At 62.7% G+C, this 21,778-nt stretch carries 23 protein-coding genes and 1 pseudogene; 12 read left to right on the top strand and 12 right to left on the bottom strand.

What is annotated here, in order from left to right; all coding sequences use genetic code 11:
- Positions 1-103: 103 nt before the first annotated feature.
- Positions 104-1,204, bottom strand: a complete 1,101-nt coding sequence (locus CO670_RS13945; protein WP_097590773.1) for a class I SAM-dependent methyltransferase — start codon at positions 1,202-1,204, stop codon at positions 104-106.
- A 19-nt stretch (positions 1,205-1,223) separates the two neighbouring features.
- Complete coding sequence (gene lgt, locus CO670_RS13940) at positions 1,224-2,072, bottom strand: prolipoprotein diacylglyceryl transferase (RefSeq protein ID WP_097590772.1); 849 nt, start codon at positions 2,070-2,072, stop codon at positions 1,224-1,226.
- A gap of 203 nt (positions 2,073-2,275) precedes the next feature.
- Here lgt and CO670_RS13935 point away from each other — a divergent pair, with 203 nt between their 5' ends.
- The 4 genes from CO670_RS13935 to CO670_RS13920 all read left to right on the top strand — a co-directional run bounded on the left by CO670_RS13935 (position 2,276) and on the right by CO670_RS13920 (position 4,609).
- The gene (locus CO670_RS13935) at positions 2,276-2,536 is read left to right on the top strand and encodes an accessory factor UbiK family protein (RefSeq protein ID WP_064684479.1); all 261 of its coding nucleotides are present in this window, start codon (positions 2,276-2,278) and stop codon (positions 2,534-2,536) included.
- A gap of 391 nt (positions 2,537-2,927) precedes the next feature.
- Positions 2,928-3,428, top strand: coding sequence for a YbjN domain-containing protein (locus CO670_RS13930; protein WP_088673092.1), 501 nt, complete (start codon positions 2,928-2,930; stop codon positions 3,426-3,428).
- Positions 3,429-4,256, top strand: a complete 828-nt coding sequence (proC, locus tag CO670_RS13925; RefSeq protein ID WP_097590771.1) for a pyrroline-5-carboxylate reductase — start codon at positions 3,429-3,431, stop codon at positions 4,254-4,256.
- Between the two features lie 11 nt (positions 4,257-4,267).
- Positions 4,268-4,609 carry a tRNA-binding protein gene (locus CO670_RS13920; RefSeq protein ID WP_097590770.1) on the top strand — a complete coding sequence of 114 codons (342 nt, stop codon included), beginning with the start codon at positions 4,268-4,270 and terminating at the stop codon, positions 4,607-4,609.
- Positions 4,610-4,617: 8 nt separating this feature from the next.
- Here the strand turns inward: CO670_RS13920 and CO670_RS13915 are convergent, their stop codons facing one another.
- On the bottom strand, positions 4,618-5,319 hold the full coding sequence (locus CO670_RS13915; RefSeq protein ID WP_097590769.1) for an MBL fold metallo-hydrolase: 702 nt from the start codon (positions 5,317-5,319) through the stop codon (positions 4,618-4,620).
- Positions 5,320-5,606: 287 nt separating this feature from the next.
- On the opposite strand from CO670_RS13915, the gene CO670_RS13910 reads away from it, so the two are divergent.
- Both CO670_RS13910 and CO670_RS13905 read left to right on the top strand, forming a co-directional pair.
- Entirely contained in the window at positions 5,607-6,224 is a 618-nt protein-coding gene (locus CO670_RS13910; protein WP_097590768.1) for a DUF1236 domain-containing protein, read from the top strand.
- Between the two features lie 245 nt (positions 6,225-6,469).
- Positions 6,470-6,739 (top strand): hypothetical protein, encoded by a 270-nt coding sequence (locus tag CO670_RS13905; protein ID WP_088673097.1) that lies wholly within the window; start codon positions 6,470-6,472, stop codon positions 6,737-6,739.
- A gap of 98 nt (positions 6,740-6,837) precedes the next feature.
- Here the strand turns inward: CO670_RS13905 and CO670_RS33360 are convergent.
- Positions 6,838-6,961: pseudogene (locus CO670_RS33360) on the bottom strand (branched-chain amino acid aminotransferase); the annotation flags it as partial.
- A gap of 348 nt (positions 6,962-7,309) precedes the next feature.
- On the opposite strand from CO670_RS33360, the gene CO670_RS13895 reads away from it, so the two are divergent.
- The 3 genes from CO670_RS13895 to CO670_RS13885 are packed head-to-tail and all read left to right on the top strand — an operon-like array spanning position 7,310 to position 9,930.
- Positions 7,310-7,801: a MarR family transcriptional regulator gene (locus CO670_RS13895; protein WP_097590767.1), complete on the top strand. Its 492-nt coding sequence runs from the start codon at positions 7,310-7,312 to the stop codon at positions 7,799-7,801.
- A complete protein-coding gene (locus CO670_RS13890; protein WP_097590766.1) occupies positions 7,802-8,503 on the top strand; it encodes a response regulator transcription factor in 702 nt (233 codons plus the stop codon).
- Between the two features lie 50 nt (positions 8,504-8,553).
- Positions 8,554-9,930 (top strand): ATP-binding protein, encoded by a 1,377-nt coding sequence (locus tag CO670_RS13885; protein ID WP_097590765.1) that lies wholly within the window; start codon positions 8,554-8,556, stop codon positions 9,928-9,930.
- On the opposite strand, the gene CO670_RS13880 is transcribed toward CO670_RS13885, so the two are convergent.
- The gene (locus CO670_RS13880) at positions 9,927-10,382 is read right to left on the bottom strand and encodes a helix-turn-helix domain-containing protein (protein ID WP_097590764.1); all 456 of its coding nucleotides are present in this window, start codon (positions 10,380-10,382) and stop codon (positions 9,927-9,929) included. The two genes, CO670_RS13885 and CO670_RS13880, sit on opposite strands and share 4 nt — an antisense overlap.
- A gap of 35 nt (positions 10,383-10,417) precedes the next feature.
- Between CO670_RS13880 and CO670_RS13875 the strand changes: the two genes are divergently transcribed.
- Positions 10,418-11,290: an oxidoreductase gene (locus CO670_RS13875; protein ID WP_097590763.1), complete on the top strand. Its 873-nt coding sequence runs from the start codon at positions 10,418-10,420 to the stop codon at positions 11,288-11,290.
- A gap of 63 nt (positions 11,291-11,353) precedes the next feature.
- On the opposite strand, the gene CO670_RS13870 is transcribed toward CO670_RS13875, so the two are convergent.
- The 3 genes from CO670_RS13870 to CO670_RS13860 all read right to left on the bottom strand — a co-directional run bounded on the left by CO670_RS13870 (position 11,354) and on the right by CO670_RS13860 (position 13,542).
- Complete coding sequence (locus CO670_RS13870) at positions 11,354-11,806, bottom strand: BA14K family protein (protein WP_176538934.1); 453 nt, start codon at positions 11,804-11,806, stop codon at positions 11,354-11,356.
- A 143-nt stretch (positions 11,807-11,949) separates the two neighbouring features.
- Complete coding sequence (locus CO670_RS13865) at positions 11,950-12,165, bottom strand: cold-shock protein (protein WP_003561293.1); 216 nt, start codon at positions 12,163-12,165, stop codon at positions 11,950-11,952.
- A gap of 486 nt (positions 12,166-12,651) precedes the next feature.
- The gene (locus CO670_RS13860; protein ID WP_097590761.1) at positions 12,652-13,542 is read right to left on the bottom strand and encodes a DMT family transporter; all 891 of its coding nucleotides are present in this window, start codon (positions 13,540-13,542) and stop codon (positions 12,652-12,654) included.
- 99 nt (positions 13,543-13,641) lie between these two features.
- Here CO670_RS13860 and CO670_RS13855 point away from each other — a divergent pair, with 99 nt between their 5' ends.
- Positions 13,642-14,094 (top strand): DUF3052 domain-containing protein, encoded by a 453-nt coding sequence (locus CO670_RS13855; RefSeq protein WP_097590760.1) that lies wholly within the window; start codon positions 13,642-13,644, stop codon positions 14,092-14,094.
- Positions 14,095-14,097: 3 nt separating this feature from the next.
- On the opposite strand, the gene CO670_RS13850 is transcribed toward CO670_RS13855, so the two are convergent.
- The 4 genes from CO670_RS13850 to CO670_RS13835 form a co-directional block, all read right to left on the bottom strand.
- The gene (locus tag CO670_RS13850) at positions 14,098-15,240 is read right to left on the bottom strand and encodes a PQQ-dependent sugar dehydrogenase (RefSeq protein ID WP_097590759.1); all 1,143 of its coding nucleotides are present in this window, start codon (positions 15,238-15,240) and stop codon (positions 14,098-14,100) included.
- A gap of 59 nt (positions 15,241-15,299) precedes the next feature.
- Positions 15,300-16,061: a class GN sortase gene (locus CO670_RS13845; RefSeq protein WP_097590758.1), complete on the bottom strand. Its 762-nt coding sequence runs from the start codon at positions 16,059-16,061 to the stop codon at positions 15,300-15,302.
- Positions 16,051-18,405: a marine proteobacterial sortase target protein gene (locus tag CO670_RS13840; protein ID WP_097590757.1), complete on the bottom strand. Its 2,355-nt coding sequence runs from the start codon at positions 18,403-18,405 to the stop codon at positions 16,051-16,053. Before CO670_RS13840 ends, CO670_RS13845 begins: the two co-directional genes overlap by 11 nt.
- A gap of 155 nt (positions 18,406-18,560) precedes the next feature.
- Positions 18,561-20,234 carry a glycosyltransferase family 39 protein gene (locus CO670_RS13835; RefSeq protein WP_097590756.1) on the bottom strand — a complete coding sequence of 558 codons (1,674 nt, stop codon included), beginning with the start codon at positions 20,232-20,234 and terminating at the stop codon, positions 18,561-18,563.
- Between the two features lie 317 nt (positions 20,235-20,551).
- On the opposite strand from CO670_RS13835, the gene CO670_RS13830 reads away from it, so the two are divergent.
- Complete coding sequence (locus CO670_RS13830; protein WP_097590755.1) at positions 20,552-21,754, top strand: pyridoxal phosphate-dependent aminotransferase; 1,203 nt, start codon at positions 20,552-20,554, stop codon at positions 21,752-21,754.
- The last annotated feature ends 24 nt before the right edge of the window (positions 21,755-21,778 follow it).

Genomic DNA, 21,778 nt, shown 5'->3' with positions numbered 1-21,778 from the left:
CCGGGGTTTTCAAAGGGGTTTGTATTATCCCGCGCGCATCGCATCGGCGGCGCGCGTCAAGTTGCTGCTTCGCGCGGATGTTGGCCCAGCCGCGTGCGCCCTGTCAATCCACCGGACGAAAGGGCATGAGATCGACGGCGGGGTGAGAGACCGCCATCGCCTTGAAGAGTTCTCCCATCCGGCCTTCGCCGGCGCCGGCAAGCCGGTCGACCGCCGTCTGGATGACCTGCTGGGTCTGCGGCTCGCGGTCGCGGCCGAGTGCGGCGGCCCGTTCGAGGATGCCGAGGCCGGTCAGAAAATCGCCCTGGTGCAGGGCGCCGTTCAGGTGGAGGCCGGCTGCGAGCGCCGTTTCTGCGAGCTGCTGGAAATCGACATGGCTCGTCAGGTCGGCTTCGCCGGGATGGGCGAGCGGCGGGTCGAATTCATGCATGCGCACCGCCTGCAGCGTATCGCCGAAGCCGGTGACGAGATGGCCGTAATCGATCGCCAGCGCCGTGCCGCCGAAGGCGCGCAGCCTCTCGCAGATCGCCATCATCACCGCCTGGCGGGCGGGCGAAATTTCGAAGAGCGTGCCGAGCGGCAGGTTTTGCACCGGTTCGGGCAGCAGCGCGGGATCGAGGCCGGCGACGCCGGCGGCGAAGGTCAACTCGCCATCGGCATCGAGCCCGACCATGCGCTCGCGGAAGCCGGTCTGCGTACGGACGAACTGGCGGATCGGGATCGCGTCGAACAGCTCGTTGGCGGCAATCAGGGTGAAGCCCGGCGGCACTTCATCGAAGCCGTCGTGCCAGGCGATCTTTTCGCCGTAGGATTCGAGTGTCTGGCTCTGCACGTCGCGCAGGCGCTCGCTGGTTTCGACGAGATGCACGCTCATCGTATCGAAAAGCGGCGGAGCGATGCGGGCGATGACACGCAGCATATCCGCCATCATCGTGCCGCGGCCGGGGCCGATCTCGATGAGGCGCACGCCGGCCGGCGTGCCGTGGCGCTGCCAGGCATGGACGATGAAGACGCCGATCATCTCGCCGAAGATCTGGTTGACCTCGGGCGCGGTGACGAAATCGCCGGAGCGGCCGAAGGGCTCGCGGGTGCGGTAATAGCCGTGTTCGGGATCGGCGAGGCAGAGCGAGAAATAATCGGTGACGCTGATCGGGCCGTTGGCCTGGATGATCGCCTTGATCTTTTCGCCTAAAGCGGTGGTCATGTCGCGCGTCCTGCCGTTGTCACAGCTGCAACGCAGCCTGGCGGCGGGCCCGGAGCATCGCCCAGAGGCCGAGCAGGATCATCGGCGAGGAGAGGACCATGCCCATGGTCAGCCAGCTGGTGCCGAGGAGGTAGCCGAGCTGGGCGTCGGGCTCGCGGAAGAACTCGACGAAGATGCGCGACAGCGCATAACCGCAGACGAAGACGCCGGAGATGAAGCCGGGGCTCTTCAGCGCGCGCATGCCATAGACGAAGAGAGCCAGCACCAGCAGCAGGACGATGCCTTCGAGGCCGGCCTCATAGAGCTGGCTCGGGTGGCGGGCGAAAGGACCGCCGGTCGGGAAGACCACGGCCCAGGGCACGTCGGTCAACCGGCCCCAGAGCTCGCCATTGATGAAATTGGCGATGCGGCCGAAGAAGAGACCGAAGGGAACGACGGCGGCGACGATGTCGAACAGGCTCCAGATCGGAATGGCATGGCGGCGGGCAAAGATGATCATGGCGATCGTCGTGCCGGCCAGTCCGCCGTGGAAGGACATGCCGCCGTTCCAGATCTCGACCGCGCGCACGGGATCGCGCAGGACGGCGGACAGGTCGTAGAAGAAGATATAGCCGAGACGGCCGCCGAGCACGACGCCGAGGGCCGCCCAGACGATGAAGTCGTCGAGCTGCGTCTTCGATAGCGGCGAACGATTGCCGGGCCAGAGACTGTCATTGGCGGCGATGCGGCGCGCATAGGCCCAGCCGAGCAGGATGCCGGCGACATAGGCCAGGCCGTACCAGTGAATCGCCAGAGGGCCGATCGAAATGGCGATCGGATCGATGTCAGGGAAAGGCATGATGGCAAGGAGATTGGCGGCTGTCGGCAAGGTTTTCCCATCCGTTAAGATCGGCGGAACATGCCGCCGCGATCCCCGACGGTCAAGTGCATTGTTCGTGATCGCTCTTGCGCTGCACGCTCTACGGAAGGCTATCCCGCGCAAAGCGCTTGCATCGCGGGTGGCGAAGCCCTACCTCAATCTTCGAGGCCCTGAAGGGCTGAATTCACCTTATGCGAAGGGAGAAAAACGCCATGACGACCGGAACGAACCGCATCATGGACGAGTTCGCCAAGCTGATGACCGATGCGGCCGGTGCCGCCCAGGGTGTCCGCAAGGAGATCGAGACCGCTTTCAACGCCCAGGCCGAGCGTTGGCTGAACAGCATGGACGTCGTCAAGCGCGAGGAATTCGAGGCCGTGCGCGAGATGGCGATCAAGGCGCGCGACGAGAACGAGGCGCTTGCGGCCCGCATTGCGGCGCTCGAAGCAAGGCTTGCCGGCGAAGGCCACTAAAGTTCCGACAGAATGCGGGACGCGGCATGGCTCCATTGCCCATGCCGCGTCCGTCACAAAAAATTCAGGTGAGTTTTCCACCTGTGGACACTGCCAAAAAAGCCAATACGCAGAGTCGCTTATTCTCCCTTCTGAATTGAGTTTCGAAGTGCTTTCCACAGTGGCCTTGCCCTATTTTCCGCTCAGGGGGCTGGCAGGTGGCAAGGGCCATTATACACTGATTTTAAATGATGATTCGAAGCGACTTGGTAAGCTCCGGGCAGGTTATCTGCGTTAAGTCTGGCAGCGGTTCAACGATCATCCGAGTGGTGGTTCCGGTATTTGCGTGTGTCTTTTCTTGTGTCTGTAACGGCAAGTTAGGTCGCATTCGTTCCGGTCAAGAAGGTGCTGCATGAACCTGATGGAATTGGAAGTCGAGCGTCAATCGAACCCGGTCGATATGATCGAGTACGTGGCCTCCAACAATGACTGGTCGTTCGAACGGTCCGGCGAGGACGAGATCGCAATGACGGTCGAAGGCCGCTGGGCGGACTACCATGTCTCCTTCTCCTGGATGGAGGAATTCGAGGCGCTGCATCTCGGCTGCGCCTTCGACATCAAAGTTCCCGACATCAGGGTCAACGAGGTGGTCAAGCTGCTCTCGGCGATCAACGGACAGGTGCTGATGGGTCATTTCGACCTGTGGCGCCAGGAAGATGTCGTCATCTTCCGCCAGTCGCTGCTGCTTGCCGGCGGCGCGGAGCCCACGAACCGCCAGGTGGAGGTGCTGCTTTCCAGCGCGCTCGACACCTGCGAGGCCTATTTCCAGGCATTCCAGTTCGTTGTCTGGTCCGGCATGGATGCGACGAAGGCGATGGAAGCCGTGCTGTTCGAAACTGTCGGCGAGGCATAGATGCCCGCGAACGCCTTCTCTTCGAAAAATCCCGTCGTCCTGATCGGCGCTGGAAACATGGGCGGAGCGATGCTCTCCGGCTGGCTGAAAAGCGGTGTTCCGGGCTCGGCGGTGGTTGTCGTCGATCCCGGCCCGTCGCCGGCGATGCTGGCGACCATCGGCGAGGCGGGGGCGACGCATCTGACCGTTCTTCCGGCAAAGCTGAGGGCGGGAGTGCTGTTCCTTGCGGTCAAGCCGCAGGTGATGGAGACGGTGCTGCCTGCGGTGAAGAGCGCCGTCGGACCGGACACGGTCGTCGTCTCGGTCGCGGCCGGCAAGACGCTCGGTTTTCTCGAAAAACATCTCGGCAAGGCGGCCATGGTGCGCGCCATGCCGAACACGCCGGCCATGGTCGGGCGCGGCGTGACCGGCGCTTTTGCCAATGCCGCGGTCAGCGATCAGCAGCGTGAGCGTGTCCATGGCCTTCTCAAGGTCTCGGGCCCGGTCGAATGGGTGCCTGAGGAAGCCGATATCGATGCCGTGACGGCGCTTTCGGGCAGCGGTCCGGCCTATGTGTTTTATCTCGTGGAATGTATGGCAGAAGCAGGCCGTAAACTCGGCCTGCAGGCGGACCTCGCCATGCGTCTTGCGCGGGAAACTGTCGCGGGGGCTGGTGAATTGTTGCACCAGTCCCCCGACGAAGCGTCGCGGCTGCGGCAGAATGTGACCTCTCCCGGCGGCACGACGGCGGCAGCGCTCGCCGTGCTGATGGCCGAGGACGGCATGCAGCCTCTGTTCGACGCGGCCCTTGTGGCGGCACGCAAGCGGGCCGAGGAACTGGCCGGCTGAGGGAGATCCGCATGGCCGAAGAGATCACCTACGCCGATTTCGAGCGTGTCGACATCCGCGTCGGCACGATCATAGAGGCCAGCCCCTTTCCGGAAGCGCGCAAGCCGGCATTCAAGCTGGTCATCGATTTCGGCCCTGAGATCGGCACCAGGAAATCCTCCGCTCAGATCACCGTGCATTATACGCTGGAAAGCCTGATCGGCCGGCAGGTGCTCGGCGTCGTCAACTTCCCGCCGCGCCAGATCGGGCCGTTCCGCTCGGAAGTGCTGACGCTCGGGTTCGAGGACGAGAACGGCGCGATCGTGCTTGCCGCGGTCGAGCAGGGTGTGCCGAACGGCCGGAAGATGATGTGAGCGTGCGCTCACACCTTTCTATCGGTCGTTACGCCTGATTTGCCCGCGCCGGATGTTCCTCCGGCTCTGATTTCCTGCAAAAACGGATTGTTCCGCCGTTCATCGCCGATGCGGCTGCCGGGGCCGTGGCCGCAGATGAAGCCGACATCGTCGCCGAGCGGCAGCACCTTGTCGCGGATCGAATCGAGAAGCTGCTGATGATTGCCGCCGGGCAGGTCGGTGCGGCCGATCGAGCCGTTGAACAGCACGTCGCCGAGATGGGCGAAATTCTGTGCGCGGTTGAAATAAATGACGTGGCCGGGTGCGTGGCCGGGCGCATGATAGACCTCGAATTCGTGGGCGCCGAAGGAGACCTTGTCGCCATCCTTCAGCCAGCGATCGGGCAGGACATTGCGCAATCCCGATATGCCGTATGTTGCGGCCTGGGTCTCGATCCGTTGCAGCAGGGGCAGGTCGTCCTGATGCGGACCGACCACTTGGACGCCGAGGGCTTGCTTCAATTCGCTGGCGCCGCCGGCATGATCGAGGTGGCCGTGCGTCAGCCAGATTTCCTTGATGGTCAGCCCGCTTTTTTCGATCGCCTGAAGGATGAGCGGCACGTCGCCGCCCGGATCGACGACGACGCCTTCCTGGGTCTCGGGATCGAAGAAAACGGTGCAGTTCTGCTGGAAGGGTGTCACCGGAATGATGCCGGCCTGGAGCATGCCCATAAGTGCCTCGCTTGGTGTCTCGTGTGCTCCGGGTATAGTCCGAAACCACGGCGAGGACAGCCGGAATCTTCCGCCGTGGATGCCTGTTTCACGCCAAAAAGACGGATTGCAACAAGAGTTTATGATGGTTCGGACCATCGCGGCGGGTTGGGGATGTCCGCTTTTATTAAATTTTTTCAGTGGCTTGCGGGAAGTCCCGTGCGCGCGTGGTTTCGCCTGGGGAAGCGGGAGGGAACATCGTGGAACGCCGCGCGTTGTCCGCCCATCGAAACCAAGGAGACGCTCACATGACCTTGAAAAGAAACATTCTGCTGGCTGGAGCCGTGCTCCTGGCGAGCGGTGGTCTTGCGCAGGCGGAGATGATGGCGACAACCGTCAATGATCTCAACGTCCGCTCCGGCCCCGGCCCGCAATATCCGGCAGTGGGTCTTGCCACGCGCGGCTCGACCGCGGTGCTCGACGGCTGCATCGAAGGCAGCCGCTGGTGCCGCGTCGACGTCAACGGCATGCGCGGCTGGGTCTATGCCGATTATCTGCAGGTCGACCGCGGCGGCACCCCCGTCATCGTCGAACAGCATCGCGCCGAGATCGGCGTTCCCGTCGTGACTTACGAATCGACCGCCAGTGTCGTGCCCGCCGATCCGCAGCCGGCGCCCGGCGACGAGCTGATCGGTCCGGTCGGCGCCGTCGAGACCATTACCCCGCCGGAAACGGTTCGCACCTATATCGATACCAACCCGACCGAAACCGTGCGGCTCGGCGGCGATGTCGTCGTCGGTGCGGAAGTGCCTGATGATGTCACCTTCCAGACGATTCCCGATTACGAGTATCGCTATACAAGGATCAACGACCGGCCGGTGCTGGTCGATCCCGGTACGCGCCGGATCGTCTACGTCTATCAATGACGTGATCGAAAGATGTGAAATAAAGGCGGCCCGCGGGCCGCCTTTCGTTTATGGCAATCTTGTTCTCGACTTGGCGTCCCCGGCCTTGGCCCTAGGCTGGCTGACGCCGTTCGCTGCTCATCTCTCCGCCTTAATCCCGCATCGGTTGATTTTCTTAACGCTTTCCTCCTGAATATGATAAAATACTAATATGCCGAAGGTTCGGCATATATGGGCGATCGGGGAGATCGCCAGAGGAGGAAATCATGGAAGCGCTACTTCCGTTTGTCGTGCAACTCATTGCCGGCGCCATCGGCGGCAACGCCGCGAGTGCCGCCTTGAAGCAGCACTCGATCAACGTCGTCGCCCGTACGATCGCAGGTGCGATCGGCGGCGTCGGCGGCGGCATGCTGCTCAGCATGGTCGGTGGAGAAGCGGCTATGGCCGGCCTGATCGCCGATGGCATCGGCGGCCTGATCGGCGGCGGCATTCTCTCGACGCTCGCCGGGCTGGTGATGGCGCGGGCGCACAGGTAAGAGGCCTGGCATTTGCCAGGCGACCGCGCGTCTTTTCAGACGCGCAAAGGACGCTGTAGCACCTTGAACGGCTGGCCGGGCCGATTGCGCGAGACGTCTTATTCGGCGGCGACCGCCGCCGGATAGGACTTCCTTCTTGTAGTCGTTCATCAGCGTTTCGGAGATCGTCGACGGCGTGAAGCGATACGGACCGATTTCGGAAACCGGGGTCACTTCCGCGGCCGGGTGAGTACGTGGATCTTGCGTCTTTCCAGGCGGCGAACTCGCCGTTGAACCACATTTCGCCGTCCAACTGATCGAAAAGGAAGAGAGGCGTCCCTGGTCTCTTCCGGCGCTCGACGCGCCATGCCTGTTGATTGTTGTCCCCATTACGTTTTATCCACAGACGCAAGGGGAAAATCGCGTATGCGTCGAAGTTGGGGGCGGGCTTTCGGTTCCAGGGAAATACAGTCCGTGCGGGGCTTCCGCAGAGTGTGGAAGGTCTCGCAGTGACGTAAATTTATGTCGATAAAGCTGACATATCTTTGCGAAGGTTTCCGGGGATGCGCGGAAAGAGAAAGGAAATACCGAGTGTCACGACAGACGGGAGCGAAAGCGGGCAAGCCGGAGCCGCTGGCCACGCCGATGGAAGATACCGACGTGATCGATTTCGAGATCATCGAGCTGTTCTTCTTCGCCTATCGCGACTTCGTTTCCGATCCTGACGCCATTCTCGAAAAAAGCGGCTTCGGCCGGGCGCATCATCGCGTCGTGCATTTCGTCAACCGCAACCCGGGCATGACGGTGGCCGATCTGCTGGATACGCTGAAGATCACCAAACAGAGCCTTGCAAGGGTGCTGAAACAGCTGATCGATTCAGGCTATATTCGCCAGGTGGCCGGTCCGGAAGACCGGCGGCAGCGCAAGCTCTATCCGACGAAAACGGGGCGCGAGCTGGCGCTTGCCCTTGCGGAGCCGCAATCGCGCCGCATTGAACGGGCATTCGATGGTGCTTCTGCGGAGGCGCGAGAGGGCGTAAAGGCTTTCCTCAGAGGCATGCGGGACAGACAGAAGGCGGATTGAATGGCGGTCAAGACAGGTATTTCCGACGATGCGGCGCATCTGCTGGTGGTCGACGACGACTCCCGCATCCGCGCCCTGCTCAATCGTTATCTCGCCGAGAACGGCTTCCGCGTCACTGTCGCCGCCGATGGCGCCGAGGCGCAGCGCAAGCTTGCGGGCCTCGATTTCGACCTCATCATCATGGATGTGATGATGCCCGGCGAATCCGGCATCGAGGTCACGCGCGGGCTTCGCGCCATCAAGAACGTGCCGATCATCATGCTGACGGCGCTGGCGGAATCGGGCAACCGGATCGAGGGCCTCGAGGCGGGCGCCGACGACTACCTTTCCAAGCCCTTCGACCCGCGCGAGCTGGTGCTGCGCATCAACAACATTCTGCGCCGCAATGCCGGCGGCGAGGGGCCGAAGATCGAGCAGGTCATGTTCGGCCCCTACACCTTCTCGCTCACCCGCAAGGAGCTGAAGAGGGCGAGCGAGGTAATCCGGCTGACCGACCGCGAGCAGGAGATCATGCTGCTCTTTGCGCGCCGCGCCGGCGATACGATCCCCCGTCACGAGCTGATCGGCGACGACGCCGAGGTCGGCGAGCGGACGATCGACGTGCAGATCAACCGGCTGAGGCGCAAGATCGAAGACGATCCGGCCAATCCGGTCTGGCTGCAGACGGTGCGCGGCATCGGATACAGGCTGAGCATCGACTAGAGATATGGACGCGGCGTGACACAGAGAGATTGCGGCCAGGACCGGCGCTGATGGTGACAGTGGACAGCTTGCGGCGGGAAGACCGCGCTCCGGTGCCGGGCTGGCGCTCGATCGTCCGCTGGCTGCGCCGCCGGCTGCCGACCGGGCTTTATGCGCGCTCGCTGCTGATTATCATCATTCCGATGGTGCTCTTGCAATCCGTCGTCGCCGCCGTCTTCATGGAGCGCCATTGGCAGATGGTGACGGAGCGGCTGTCGCTTGCCGTGACCCGCGATATCGCCGCGATCATCGAGATCATCGAGACCTATCCGCAGAATTCGGACTATAGCGAGATCATCCGCATCGCCCGCGACCAACTCAACCTGCAGATCTCGATCGAGCCGGACGGCGACCTGCCGCCGCCGCGCGACAAGCCGTTCTTCTCGATCCTTGACGGCATCCTCAGCGACGAGATCACCGATGAGATCCGCCGGCCTTTCTGGATCGATACGGTCGGCAATTCGAACCTCGTCGAGATCCGCATCAAGCTCGAAAACAAGATCCTCAGGGTGCTGGCCAAGCGCAGCCAGACCTATGCCTCGAACACCCATATCTTCATCGTCTGGATGGTCGGCACCTCGCTGGTGCTGATCGGCATCTCCATCCTCTTCCTGCGCGGGCAGATCCGGCCGATCCTGATGCTGGCGCGGGCGGCCGAGAGCTTCGGCAAGGGGCAGAAGCCCGACAATTTCTATCCGCGCGGCGCCGACGAGGTCAGGCGCGCCGGCCTTGCCTTCATCCTGATGCGCGAGCGTATCGAGCGGCAGATCGAGCAGCGCACGGCGATGCTCTCAGGCGTCAGCCACGATCTGCGCACCATCCTCACCCGCTTCAAGCTGCAATTGGCGCTGGCCGGCGACAATCCCGACCTGCACGGCCTGAACGACGACGTCAACGACATGCAGACGATGTTGGAAGCCTACATGGCCTTCGCGCGCGGCGAGGTCGAAGAGGATGTCGGCGAGCTGAAACTGAGCGAGATCTTCGCCAAGCTGGAATCCGACTTCGCCCTGCACGGCAAGCGGTTCAACTATTCGATCGAAGGCGATGACGACATATCGGTCAGGCCGAACGCCTTCATGCGTCTCGTCACAAATCTTGCTTCGAACGCCCGGCGCTATGCCGACAGGCTGGATATCGAGGCCAAGCACAATGCCAAATGGCTGACCGTCATTTTCGACGATGACGGACCGGGCATTCCGGAAAAGAATCGTGAGGATGTGTTCAAGCCGTTCTTCCGGCTGGATACGGCGCGCAATCTCGATGCGTCGGGCACCGGGCTCGGCCTTGCGATCGCCCGCGACATCGCCCGCAGCCATGGCGGCAACGTCACGCTCAGTGACAGCCCGCTCGGAGGCTTGAGGGCGACGATCCGCATTCCGGCTTAAATTCGGGCGGCGAGCTTCACCGCTTTGCGCGCATCGAAATCATCCAGGCGCCCGACGATCCAGCGCCAGAGGGCTGCGACCTGCATGAGGAGGTCGTGGCCGAGCGGGGTCAATTCATATTCGACCCGCGGAGGCACTTCGGGATAGAGCGTGCGGATGATGAGGCCGTCGCTTTCCAGCGTGCGCAGCGTCTGCGTCAGCACTTTCTGGCTGATGCCTTCGACCCGTTCCAACAGGCGCGAGAAGCGCAAGGGGGCGCCGGCATCCAGCAGCACATGCAGGATGCGCAGCGGCCATTTCGCCGCCGCCCGTTCGATCAGGGCGCGGGCGCGGGCATCCTGTTCATCCGTCATATTGCTGCAGAAATCGAAAATGTCGCCGGCCACGTCAGTTACCTCAAGGTGGGTATGGATCATCCCGGTACCTTCTTTCGATTGGAAAGAATAGGACATACATGGTGTGGGAACCCATAAAGGAGAGGTTTCCAATGCAAAAGGTATGGTTGATCACAGGCAGCTCGCGCGGCATTGGCCGGGCGCTGGCGGAAGCGGTTCTGGCCTCCGGCGACAATCTGGTGGCGACGGCGCGCAATCCCGGCCAGCTTTCCGATCTTTCCGAGCGCTATGGCGGCCAGGTGCTGACGCTGGCGCTCGACGTGACCGACGAGACAGCGGCCGCAGCCGCGGTCGAGGCTGGCGTCAAGAGGTTCGGCCGTATCGACGTACTCGTCAACAATGCCGGCTACGGCAATGTCGGCTCGATCGAGGATACCAGCCTTGCCGACTTCCGCGCCCAGATCGAAACCAATCTGTTCGGCACCGTTATCATGAGCAAGGCGGTGATCGCCCTGATGCGCGGGCAGGGGGCAGGACATATCATTCAGTTCTCCTCCGTCGGCGGGCGGATCGGACCTGCCGGACGCGGCGCCTATTCGGCGGCGAAATTCGGCGTCGAAGGTTTTTCCGAGGTGCTGGCGAAAGAGGTCGCGCCCTTCGGCATCAAGGTGACGGTGATCGAGCCGGGCGGCTTCCGAACGGACTTCGCCGGCGCCTCGACGGTGCTTGCCGAGGGGCGGGCGGAATATGCGGAGACGGTCGGCGCTACCGTGCGCTTCCAGCGCGAGTATGACGGCCGTCAGCCCGGCGATCCTGCCAAAGCGGCTGCGGTCATCATCCATATCGCCGGTCTGGACGAACCGCCGTTGCGGCTGCTGCTCGGCAGCGATGCGGTGCGCAATGTCGAGAGGGCGGATGCGGCGCGCATTGTGGCCGACCGGGAATGGCGCACCGTCAGCGTCTCGACCGATTTCGAGCCGGATGCCGAGGTGGTACCGATGCCGTGGGAAAAGAAGGTCGGGTAAAGGGCCTCAAAAAGCAGAAGCGCCGCTGAGGAGCGGCGCTTCTTGTCAGGGATCGTCGAACGATCAGCCGGCGGTGCAGAAGTGGCTGCGGCCGTCATAGCCGATATAGGTGCCGCTGCGCGGATCGAAGGAGCGGTAGCGGTAGGAGCAGTAGCGCTCCCACTGCGGCGTCCAGGGCTCGACGGCCGTGCGAACGGGGGCGTAGTAGCGCGGCTCTTCGACATAGACGCGGCGTGCCGGTGCGCGGTAGACCGGAGCGGGCTCGTAATAATCCGGCTCGTAGGCGGGATCGATGTAGCGGCGCTCTTCGTAAACAGGACCGTTATTGGCATTGGCGATAGCAGACCCGACGATCAGGCCGGTGGCGAGGCCGACGGCGCCGCCGACGAGGGCGTCATTGTTGTTATGATGGCGCCAGTGGCGATCGCGGGCCGATGCCTCGCCGATAGCAGAAAGGGTAAGCGCGGCAGCCGTTGCCGTCAGCAGAAGAGTCTTGGCGAGCCTGTTCATAAGCATAAGATCCTAATCACGGGAACCGAAACGCCGGTCCCTTTCTCGATGGTGTCAGTGGTATAGATTGCCAGCTGAACGAAGGCTGAACGACAAAACCCGGCATTGCTGCCGGGCTTCAACTCGAATTCGACAGCCTTGTTAAGGGCTCAGCCGGCAATCTGCAGATTGACTGCCTTGGGGCCCTTGCCGCGGCGATCCGGCTCCGTGTCGAAGCTTACCTTCTGGTTTTCCGTCAGACCGGCCAGGCCGGAAGCCTGAACGGCAGAAATGTGAACGAAGATATCGGCGCCGCCCCGGTCCGGCTTGATGAAGCCGAAGCCTTTGTCGGTATTGAAGAATTTTACAGTGCCAGTCTCGGCCATGCGTCAGGTCCTTTTCTCTCTGCCCGCCATCCACACGGGCAGCATCATAGCATTGCCTCCTTGCGGGAGGTGTTGGCAGGCAATTCTTGAAATGTGAGAAAAAGGTCCCCTCTACCTCGGCCTGCCCCGGACAGGACTATCGCCCGCCTTTTTCGGAACCGGCTGACCGGAATATTAGCGTTTCCGGCGCGCAAATACTTAAGGACTTCCCATGCTCGCAAAATGCCCGAACGGGGCGAGAGTGCGGCGTTTCCGGGATTTTGGCAAGCAAAAGTTTTTTAACGTGTCGCTCAGAGCACACTCCCGCCAACGGCCAATTTGCGCAAAAACGCAAAATTTCCTTCGCGAAAAGGGAATGATTAACGTTTTATATCGTCTGCAATGTAAGTTCCGGGCAGATTTTGCCAAAAATGCAACGTAAGCGGGCTTTCCGGATCCATTAAAATTTTTTTCGAATTCGGCATCCACCCATATTTGGACGCGTGTTCAGGCGGCCGGCAGGCGGCGGCGGGTCAATCCCGGCACGAGCTCGACCACAAGCATAGCGGTAAACATTAGCGCACAACCTGTATATCCCGTCGCCGGCATCGACTCACCGAGCAGCAGGGCTGCGAGCGAAGCGCCGAAGAGCGCTTCGGACGAGAGGAAGATCGCCGCCTGGGAGGGCGTCGTGTAGCGCTGGGCGATCACCTGCAGCACGAAGGCCAGGCCTGACGAGAAGATGCCGACATAGAGGATCTCAGGTCCGGCAGCCCATATGGCCGAAAGGCTGATCGGTTCGATGGCTGCGGCAATGACGAACGCGCAGACCGCGGTGACGGCGAATTGCGTGGCCGACAGCGCGAGCGGCCTGCCGGTCTTGGAAACCGTCGTGCCGGCGAGGGTGATCTGGATAGACCAGAAGACGGCGCAGACGACGGTCAGCAGATCGCCCGTTGTCAGCGCCGAGAGATGGCCGCCGGACAGGAGATAGATGCCGGCGAGAGCCATCAGCGCGCCCGGCCAGATGATCCAATGCGGGGCACGGCGCAGGAAGAAGACGGCAATGAGCGGCACGAAGACGACATAGAGGCCGGTGATGAAGCTGGAATTCGTCACCGTCGTCGTCTGCAGCCCGACCTGCTGCGTGGCCGCGCCCAGGAAGAGGGCAAGGCCGGTGAGCACGTAGAGTTTCGCGTGGCGTGCGTTCGTCTTCACCGTCGCCTTGCGCGCTTCCAAGAGGACGAAGGGCAGCACCGCCAATGTGGCGACGGCGAAACGCAGGGCGATGAACCAGAAGGGGCCGATCGCCTTCATCGCCGTCGACTGGGCGACGAAGCCGCCGCCCCAGATGGCGGCTGCAAGCAACAGGAGGAGGTTCGCCTGAACGCGCGTCATATCGTCCTCGAAGGGGTAGGGGATGTGCCTCAGCGGTTAGCAGTTGCGTTTCCGTTCGGCAAGGGTGAAGACTTCAGCCCTGACGGCGGAGGTGAGGGCATGCCACGTAAAGAACGGCCAGCGAATGGTGCGGCGGGCTATTCCGGCACGCCGCTCGTCAGGAAGCTCGGCCTTGCGAACGGGCAGGCGGCCGTTCTTCTCGATGTTCCCGAGGCAATCGAAGACATCCATGGTTTCGATGGTTTCGCCTCGGTGGTCCGCACGCTTCCCGAAGTGCGTCGGCGGGCGTTCGACTATGTGCATCTGTTTGTGACCGAACGGGCGGCGCTCGAGGCTGCCGCGTCTGCGCTTTTCCATGTTCTGAGGCCGGACGGGATGATCTGGATCTCCTGGCCGAAGAAGAGTTCACGCGTGGCGACTGACATCACCGAGGATGTGCTGCGCGAGATCCTGCTTCCGACCGGCCTGGTCGACGTCAAGGTGTGCGCCGTCGATGAGATCTGGTCAGGGCTGAAATTCGTCATCCGCAAGGAGTTGCGCGGCTCGTTATGACATTCAACCGTTGTTGGCCTCGGCGCGCGAGACCCTGAGCAGCGCGCCGTCGTCCTCATCCGTCACCATCAACAATGCGCCGTCGGGCGCGACGACGACGTCGCGGATGCGGCCGTAGTCGCCTTCGAACAGGCGTTCCTCGGCAACGAATGCGCCGCTCTCATCCCGCTGCATTCTTGAAAGCAGCTGGAATTTCAAGGCCGCGACGAGGAAATCGCCGTCCCATTCCGGGAACATGACGCCGCGATAGACGGCGAGCGCGCCGGGCGCGATGGACGGATCCCAATAATGCAGCGGCTGTTCCAGCCCTTCCTTGGCCGCGCCTTCGCCGATCTCGGCGCCGGAATAGTCGCGGCCGTAGGTGATGATCGGCCAGCCGTAATTCTTGCCTGCTTCGGGCTGGTTGATCTCGTCGCCACCGCGCGCGCCGTGCTCGACCGTATAGAGCTTGCCGTCCTTGGCGTCGAAGGTGATTCCCTGCGGGTTGCGGTGGCCCTTCGACCAGATCTCCGCCAGCGCCTTGCCGCCGTCCTTGAAGGGATTGTCGGCGGGAATGCTGCCGTCGCCATTGATATGGATGATCGCGCCGGCATTGTCCTGCCAATCCTGGGAACGGTCGCGGTCGCCGCGGTCCCCGACGCTGATGAACAGTGTGCCATCACGGGCAATCGCGATCCGCGAGCCATAGTGCATATTGGTGGATGTGAAGCGCCGCATGCCGAACAGACGCGTTACAGCCTCGAGCTTCTTCTCGTCGGCAGAAAGCTTCGCGCTGAAGGCTTCGGTGCCGGAGCCCTGGTCGTTCGCCATGGCGGCGGTGAAATAGAGCTTTCTGCTCGTGGCAAAATCCGGGGCGAGCGCCAGGTCCAGAAGGCCGCCCTGGCCACGGGCACTGACCTTGGGCACGTTGCCGATCGGATCGGACAGTTTGCCGTCACGAATGATGCGCATGCGGCCCGGCCGCTCGGTAACGATATAGCCGCCGTCGGGCAGTGCCTCGACCGCCCAAGGATGGTCGAGGCCATCGGCGAGTTTTTCCACACGAACAGCGGGACCCTGTGTATTGATGGTATCGGCCGCCTCGGCCGATACGGCGCCCGCGAACACAAGCGCTGCAGCGAAATGGAAGGCGGATATTCTCTTCATCTTGCTCCCCGTCGTCTCTTCATGCTGAACGTGGAGCGGGCAGGGGACGGCTTCAACCCTCATTCGGCCTGCAATAACGGCTTTGTGTTTACCGGTTGAACGGAGCCGGTCGCCTCGCCGTCCACCAGTTCCGCTTCGATAATGTAGCGCAGCGACCCCGGTTCTGTCGCATCGAAGGGCCAGCAGGTCGTCAGCGCCAGGCGGCGGCCGTCGGAGGCGGGATCGATGCCGCTCGCGTCCCATGGGGCGATGCGGCCTTCGCCGGCCTTGAAGGTCAACAGCTTGCCGTCGCGGCGGGTGATCTCGATCGTGTCGCCCGGCCTTATATATTGCAGCCAGCGGAAATGCGTGTCGCGATGGGCGGCGATGACGGAGGTGCCTTGCTCGCCGGGCTGCGGCGTGTTTGCGAGCCAGGCGGGGCCGAAGGCGAGGGCCTCGCCGGAGGCGCCGGAGAGCACGATCGCCTCCTTGCCGAGGCGCGGTGCGCGCACCTTGGCTTCCGTGGTAAAATCGGCCCAGGGCCAGGGCTTCGTCTCTTCGCCGCGCAGTTCGGCGGCGAAAGCGCGTTTCAGCAGGACCTGCGAGAGCTCCGCCTTCCCCTTCAGCAGGACACCGTCGCCGATCAGCGCCAGGCCATAAAGGGCAAGCGCTGAAATGGCGAAAGCGATCGTCTTTTCGATCGGCGAAAGACGCCAGAGGAAGAAACCTTTCTTCCTCCGCGCCCTCGGCATGTCATGCGCCGTGGCGGCGGCCATGGCGAGTTCCAGATAGGTCGGAAGCGGCTCGAATTCGGCTGCTTCCTCATGGCTGCTAACGGCCATCGCGCATGGCTCCGATCGTGACGAGGCCCTTGATGCGGCGGCGCCAGATGGCAAGCCCGCTTGCCGCCGCCAGCGCCAGCAGCAGCATGGTGAGGCCGCGCATGATCTGCTCGTCGGCCCGCGTTGCCGTCTGCGGCAGGTTCACGGTCGCGTTCTTCTGGGCGATCAGCGTGGCGGCTTTCGCCGTCGGCGCCGCGGCCATCATGGTGGCGATCTCAGGCGAGGCGACGGCTGCGACTTGCTCCGGTGCCGCGTTTGCTGCCGGCTCCACCGAGGCCCGGCGTATCGCGCCGTCGGTTTCGCCGAAGACCTTTCCGAAGTCCCAGCCCTCGGGCAGGTTGAGCGGCAGCTTCGCCGAGCCGAGCGGCTCGTCGGCCGGCCGCGACGGGGTGACGTCGACGGCGACAAGGCTGGTGACGCGGGAGACGAGGTGGTGGGCGAGCGCCACCGTCTCGATATCCTTGTCGAGTGCTGCGGGATCCCGGCGCTCATAGGCGCGGGCTTCGAAATCGTCGATCTTGCGCCGCGCCCAGAGCTTGGAGATGCCGTTGCCGTCGGCGGCATTGGCGATATCCATCTCGACGCGCCAGGGCTGGTCGCCCGTCTTGCCGATGATCTGCAGCTTGCCGGCCGGCTTATCCTCCGGCAGTTCCGCCGTCAGCACGACCGGCTCGCCGCTATAGAGGTCGGGCATCGGGTTCGGCGTGATGTCCTCGGCCGCGATGCCTTCGAAATTCGCGGCGATATCGGTCATGGCGGGGTTCTGCAGCTTGGCGAAGAGCTCACCCATGCGGCTTGCCACCTGGTCGGCGGAGCCGATCTGGGTGAAGGTGCCGCGGCCGATTTCAGCGGCCTTGGTCATGAAATAGGTGTTGGGCGCCGAGCCGATGCCGACGGTGAAGACGCGGGCATCGCCGCGGTTTACGGTGATTTCCTGGAAGAGCTGCTGCTCGTTGCCGATCGCGCCGTCGGTCAGGAACACGATCTGGCGCAGCGCTCCGCTTGCGACCGGGCCCTGGTTGCGCAGCGCGGCCTCGAGGGCGGGCAGCATTTCGGTGCCGCCGTCGGCGGTCAGGCCTCTGACATAGGCGATGGCCTTTTCGCGATTGTCTGGCGTGGCGGCGACGAGGCCGTTGAAATAATCGGTCATCGTGTCGTCGAAGCGGATGACGTTGAAGCGGTCGTCCGGGTTCAGCTTGGAAATGGCGAGCGCCAGGCTCTGCCTTGCCTGCTCGATCGACTGGCCGGACATGGAGCCGGAATTGTCGATGACGAAGACCACCTCGCGCTTGGCCGGCGCTGCCGCATCCGGCGCCGTCGGCGGCGTGACGAAGGCGAGCAGATAGGTCTTGCCGTTCATGACCTCACGAAAGAGGCCGGCGCTCGGTGTCTTGCCGGGCGTGGCCTTCCAGGTGAGCTCGAAATCCTTGTCGGCGGGAACGGAATCCCCCTTGAGGCTGATCGCTCTCGCCTGGTCGCCATCCTGCCGGATATCGACCTCGTGGAAGGAGGATTTGACGTCGCCGAGCGGGAAGCCGGCCTTGAGGTCGACGGTCAGCGAGACCGGATTGATCCTGGCGTTTTCGCGCGGATCGAGCACGGGGGCTTCGATCCTGTCGCGGTTTTCCACCGGGTCGCTCGGCGTGGCGAAACCGGCGCCGTTGTTGAACTCGACGGTCTGGACGATTGGCGTCGGATTGTAGCGCGGCGCGACGACCATCGGGAAGCGCAGCGAGAACTCGCCGCCGGACTGGCGGACCGTCTGCTGGTATTCGATCTGCACGACGATTTCTTCGCCGGGGCCGATATTGGCGACCTGGTTGGTGAAGATGTTCGGCCGCTGCTGTTCGAGCAATGCCGTCTTCTTGCCCTCGGCCTTGGCCTGTTCATAGATCTCGCGGGCCTCCTGGCGGGGCTTGATCCGGCCTTCGATGAAGCGTTCGCCGATCTGCATCTTCAATGCGTCGACGGCGGAATTCTCCGGCAAGGGGAAGACGTAGGTGCCCTCGACCCAGCCCTGGCTCGGGTTCTGGAAGCGCTGCGTCACCTTCACCCTGGCGATCGGTCCGGAGACGTCGATTGCGACGTCGGTCTTCAGCCGCGGCGCTTCGACATAGAAGCCCGGCTCCTTCGACGGAAAGAGCAGCGAGCCGCTGTTGACGTCGTTCGGCCGGACAAGTGCCGCGAGTTGTCCGGATGCCTGCTGCGCCTCGGCGCGGGCGGCGGAGGCCAGCCCCAGCATGGCGGCGACGCAGGCGACAAAGGCGGTGGCGGCGACAAGAAATGAAATGGAAATCCGGCGCATGCGTATGCGCCCGATGGCGAGCTCGTCTTCCAGAAACATTGGCGTACCCTCAATAACCAATTTTGGATGACGCAATGATGCGGCTTCGATCTCGGCGCGCTCGCGACCGAATTGCGGCGGCGTGCGGCATTTGTTGCGGCTTATTCGTGGCGATGACGAAATCCGGCGATCTGTCTGATTTCAAAAGACATAGGTCAGGGGCGAGTAATCCTGTAGACCAGCAATTCGTCCGTATCCGTAAGCTTGGTTGCGGTCCTGTCCAGGTAGTCGACGACCCCGTCATGATGCTCGACGAACAGCCGGCGCTCGTTGTCGGCGGCGTTCTTGGCCACGCCGAACAGATCCGCGCCCTGCGCGCGCAGTTCCTCCAGCTGCGCGATCGCGGTGGCGTCATCGGCGACGAATTTCGACCATTCGGAATCGCCTCCGCCGGGCGGGAACACCCAGCCGCGCGCCCTGCTGTAGTACACCGCGACGGGATCGCCGACCTCGGGCGCGATGGCGACGACGAGGTCGCCCGGCTGCGCCAGTCGCGCCAGTTCCTCGCCAAGCAGCTTGCCGTTCATGGCGATCGGCTTCTTCATCGTCCTGACGAGCGGAAGGGTCGACCAGCCCACAGCGACGATCACGATACAGATCGCGCGGAGCACGACCGCCGGGGTTAGAAAGGTTTTCGATGAGAGCTTCGCCAGAAGAAGCGCGCCGTGGCCGCAGAATATCGCCGCCGGCACATGGAAGATGTGGAGGTTCCACACATTGCTGGTGATCTCGCCCGCCGCGGCGAGATAAAGGATCAAAGCCGCGGCCAGCCAGACATAGGGAATGGCCGAAAGGGTGCGTTGCTTTGGATCTTCGGCGCGGCTGGGCGGCATCCACAAGCCGACCGCGAACAAGACCATGAACGGGTAGCCATAGAACCACAAGACGGAGGTGTTCCATGCGGATTGGAAGTAGAACCTGTCCTTGACGTATGACCAGACGCCGTAATCCCAGATATAGCCGCCGCTGCCGGCGAAATGGAACGGCGGATAGCTGCGGGCGAGATAGATCGCCCAGCTGAAATAAGCACCGATGATGGCCAGGCTTAAAAGCCCGAACAGGAAGACCAAGCCCGCCTGCTTCCACTTCTTCTCCTGAATCCAGCAGACCATCAGGTAAAAGATGACGGCGCCGGCAGCGATGCCCGGGGGTTTCGACAGCGCGCCGAGCGAGAAGCTGACGGTGGCGAGCGGCAGGAGCCAGCCGCTGCCGCCCGCCCAGTATTTGGCGAACAGCCAGACGCCGAGCGTGACCAAGGCCAGCATGGCGGGATCGGGAAGAAACGAGCTGTCGATCTGGATTGCCGCCGGCATCAGCGCGTAGGCCAGTGCGGCCGCATGGGCGTGCATCTCGCCCCAGCACAGCGCCGTCAGCCTGTGCAGCGAAACCACCGTCACCAGACCGAAGAAGGCCGCAACCACGCGGCCGAACCAGTCGTGCCAGCCGAAGAGCTGGTAGAGCAGGGCGGTGAGATAGCTGACGATCTGGAACTCGCGGCCCTGATAGCTTGGCCCGGGCCCGGTCCAGCTGACCTCCGGGAAGAAGATGTTCCAGCTGCGATGCTGGAAATTATCGGCCATCATTGCGGTGCTTATTTCGCGCCAGCTGAAGCCGTCGACCAGCGGCAAGGTGATCTTGTGGAACCTGAAGACGATCGCAATGAAAAGAATGCCCAGCAGGATCGCCATATCGAGGTTTAGATAGTTACGGGCAGCCATGGCCCGGCCGGCCGTCTGCTGCTGGTATTGCCGATCTTCGGCCGGAGCCAATTGCAGATCGTCCGGCGCGATGCGCAGTGGCGTGGAAGGTTTTCGAGGCGGCTTTGTCATGCCGGCAGTTCATCAGCAAAGTCTTAAAAAGCAATTCACCCAGATTGAGTATTAACGTCATTTTTCGTGTAGAGATGGCAAGAAACTCGGCATTTCTCAAGAATTGATTGAAGTGTTGCATGGAATGCTTCAGCCGCGCGCCGCAAAGCTTGCCGACAAGGACGGCGGCCGGCTTGCCGGTGCGGCGAAATGATCAATAAGAATCATTGCCCCCATCACGCCTTTGCGCTTGAAATGCCGTCATACATTGGACATAGAGCTAACCGCAGAACTCCGGTCCCGGCTTTCTGCCCGTTTCAACCAATAGGACCGATATCATGGCCTTCCTTGCCGATGCTCTTTCCCGTGTGAAGCCTTCAGCCACCATCGCCGTCTCCCAGAAAGCGCGCGAGCTGAAAGCGAAAGGACGCGACGTCATTGGCCTCGGCGCAGGCGAGCCGGATTTCGATACGCCCGAGAATATCAAGAAGGCCGCCATCGACGCGATCAACCGCGGCGAGACGAAGTACACACCGGTTTCCGGCATTCCCGAACTGCGCAAGGCGATCGCCGCCAAGTTCAAGCGCGAGAATGGCCTGGAATATTCCTGGGAGCAGACGATCGTCGGCACCGGCGGCAAGCAGATCCTGTTCAACGCCTTCATGGCGACGTTGAACCCCGGCGACGAAGTCGTCGTCCCAGCGCCTTACTGGGTTTCCTATCCCGAGATGGTGGCGCTCTGCGGCGGCACGCCGGTTTTCGTTTCCGCGACCCAGGAGCATAATTTCAAGCTCCAGGCCGCCGATCTCGAAAAGGCGATCACGCCGAAGACCAAGTGGTTCATCTTCAACTCGCCGTCCAACCCGACGGGTGCGGCCTATACGCATGCCGAGCTGAAGGCGCTGACCGACGTGCTGATGAAGCATCCGCATGTCTGGGTGCTGACCGACGACATGTACGAGCACCTGACCTATGGCGACTTCAAGTTCGTGACGCCTGTCGAAGTCGAGCCCAAGCTCTACGACCGCACGCTGACGATGAACGGCGTCTCCAAGGCCTATGCGATGACCGGCTGGCGTATCGGTTACGCCGCAGGCCCGATCCAGCTCATCAAGGCGATGGACATGATCCAGGGCCAGCAGACTTCTGGCGCCACCTCGATCGCCCAGTGGGCGGCCGTCGAAGCGCTGAACGGCACGCAAGACTTCATTCCCGAAAACAAGAAGATCTTCGAAGGCCGCCGCGATCTCGTCGTGTCGATGCTGAACCAGGCCAAGGGCATCGTCTGCCCGGTTCCGGAAGGCGCCTTCTACGTCTACCCATCCTGCGCCGGCCTGATCGGCAAGACGGCGCCATCAGGCAAGGTCATCGAGACTGACGAGGATTTCGTGTCCGAGCTTCTGGAAGCGGAAGGCGTGGCCGTCGTTCACGGTTCCGCCTTCGGCCTCGGCCCGAACTTCCGCATCTCCTACGCAACCTCGGAAGATCTGCTCGAGGAAGCCTGCCGCCGCATCCAGCGCTTCTGCGCCGCCTGCAAGTAAGCGGACTGCGATACAACAGATCGA

The organism is Rhizobium sp. J15 (assembly GCF_002531825.1).
Classification (GTDB): domain Bacteria; phylum Pseudomonadota; class Alphaproteobacteria; order Rhizobiales; family Rhizobiaceae; genus Rhizobium.
The sequence above is the reverse complement of the archived record's forward strand: the minus strand, read 5'-3'. Positions and strand labels throughout refer to the sequence as shown.

Excerpts from the sequence above, each read along its gene's own strand:
- CO670_RS13930 (WP_088673092.1), top strand. The coding sequence starts at position 2,928 with ATGAACCTGATGGAATTGGAAGTCGAGCGTCAATCGAACCCGGTCGAT.
- CO670_RS13935 (WP_064684479.1), top strand. The coding sequence starts at position 2,276 with ATGACGACCGGAACGAACCGCATCATGGACGAGTTCGCCAAGCTGATG.
- CO670_RS13855 (WP_097590760.1), top strand. The coding sequence starts at position 13,642 with ATGCCACGTAAAGAACGGCCAGCGAATGGTGCGGCGGGCTATTCCGGC.
- CO670_RS13885 (WP_097590765.1), top strand. The coding sequence starts at position 8,554 with ATGGTGACAGTGGACAGCTTGCGGCGGGAAGACCGCGCTCCGGTGCCG.
- CO670_RS13890 (WP_097590766.1), top strand. The coding sequence starts at position 7,802 with ATGGCGGTCAAGACAGGTATTTCCGACGATGCGGCGCATCTGCTGGTG.
- CO670_RS13865 (WP_003561293.1), bottom strand. The coding sequence starts at position 12,165 with ATGGCCGAGACTGGCACTGTAAAATTCTTCAATACCGACAAAGGCTTC.
- CO670_RS13880 (WP_097590764.1), bottom strand. The coding sequence starts at position 10,382 with ATGTCCTATTCTTTCCAATCGAAAGAAGGTACCGGGATGATCCATACC.
- CO670_RS13920 (WP_097590770.1), top strand. The coding sequence starts at position 4,268 with ATGGCCGAAGAGATCACCTACGCCGATTTCGAGCGTGTCGACATCCGC.
- CO670_RS13835 (WP_097590756.1), bottom strand. The coding sequence starts at position 20,234 with ATGACAAAGCCGCCTCGAAAACCTTCCACGCCACTGCGCATCGCGCCG.
- CO670_RS13870 (WP_176538934.1), bottom strand. The coding sequence starts at position 11,806 with ATGCTTATGAACAGGCTCGCCAAGACTCTTCTGCTGACGGCAACGGCT.
- CO670_RS13845 (WP_097590758.1), bottom strand. The coding sequence starts at position 16,061 with ATGGCCGTTAGCAGCCATGAGGAAGCAGCCGAATTCGAGCCGCTTCCG.
- CO670_RS13850 (WP_097590759.1), bottom strand. The coding sequence starts at position 15,240 with ATGAAGAGAATATCCGCCTTCCATTTCGCTGCAGCGCTTGTGTTCGCG.
- CO670_RS13840 (WP_097590757.1), bottom strand. The coding sequence starts at position 18,405 with ATGTTTCTGGAAGACGAGCTCGCCATCGGGCGCATACGCATGCGCCGG.
- CO670_RS13945 (WP_097590773.1), bottom strand. The coding sequence starts at position 1,204 with ATGACCACCGCTTTAGGCGAAAAGATCAAGGCGATCATCCAGGCCAAC.
- CO670_RS13915 (WP_097590769.1), bottom strand. The coding sequence starts at position 5,319 with ATGGGCATGCTCCAGGCCGGCATCATTCCGGTGACACCCTTCCAGCAG.
- proC (WP_097590771.1), top strand. The coding sequence starts at position 3,429 with ATGCCCGCGAACGCCTTCTCTTCGAAAAATCCCGTCGTCCTGATCGGC.
- CO670_RS13830 (WP_097590755.1), top strand. The coding sequence starts at position 20,552 with ATGGCCTTCCTTGCCGATGCTCTTTCCCGTGTGAAGCCTTCAGCCACC.
- CO670_RS13875 (WP_097590763.1), top strand. The coding sequence starts at position 10,418 with ATGCAAAAGGTATGGTTGATCACAGGCAGCTCGCGCGGCATTGGCCGG.
- CO670_RS13910 (WP_097590768.1), top strand. The coding sequence starts at position 5,607 with ATGACCTTGAAAAGAAACATTCTGCTGGCTGGAGCCGTGCTCCTGGCG.
- CO670_RS13905 (WP_088673097.1), top strand. The coding sequence starts at position 6,470 with ATGGAAGCGCTACTTCCGTTTGTCGTGCAACTCATTGCCGGCGCCATC.
- CO670_RS13860 (WP_097590761.1), bottom strand. The coding sequence starts at position 13,542 with ATGACGCGCGTTCAGGCGAACCTCCTCCTGTTGCTTGCAGCCGCCATC.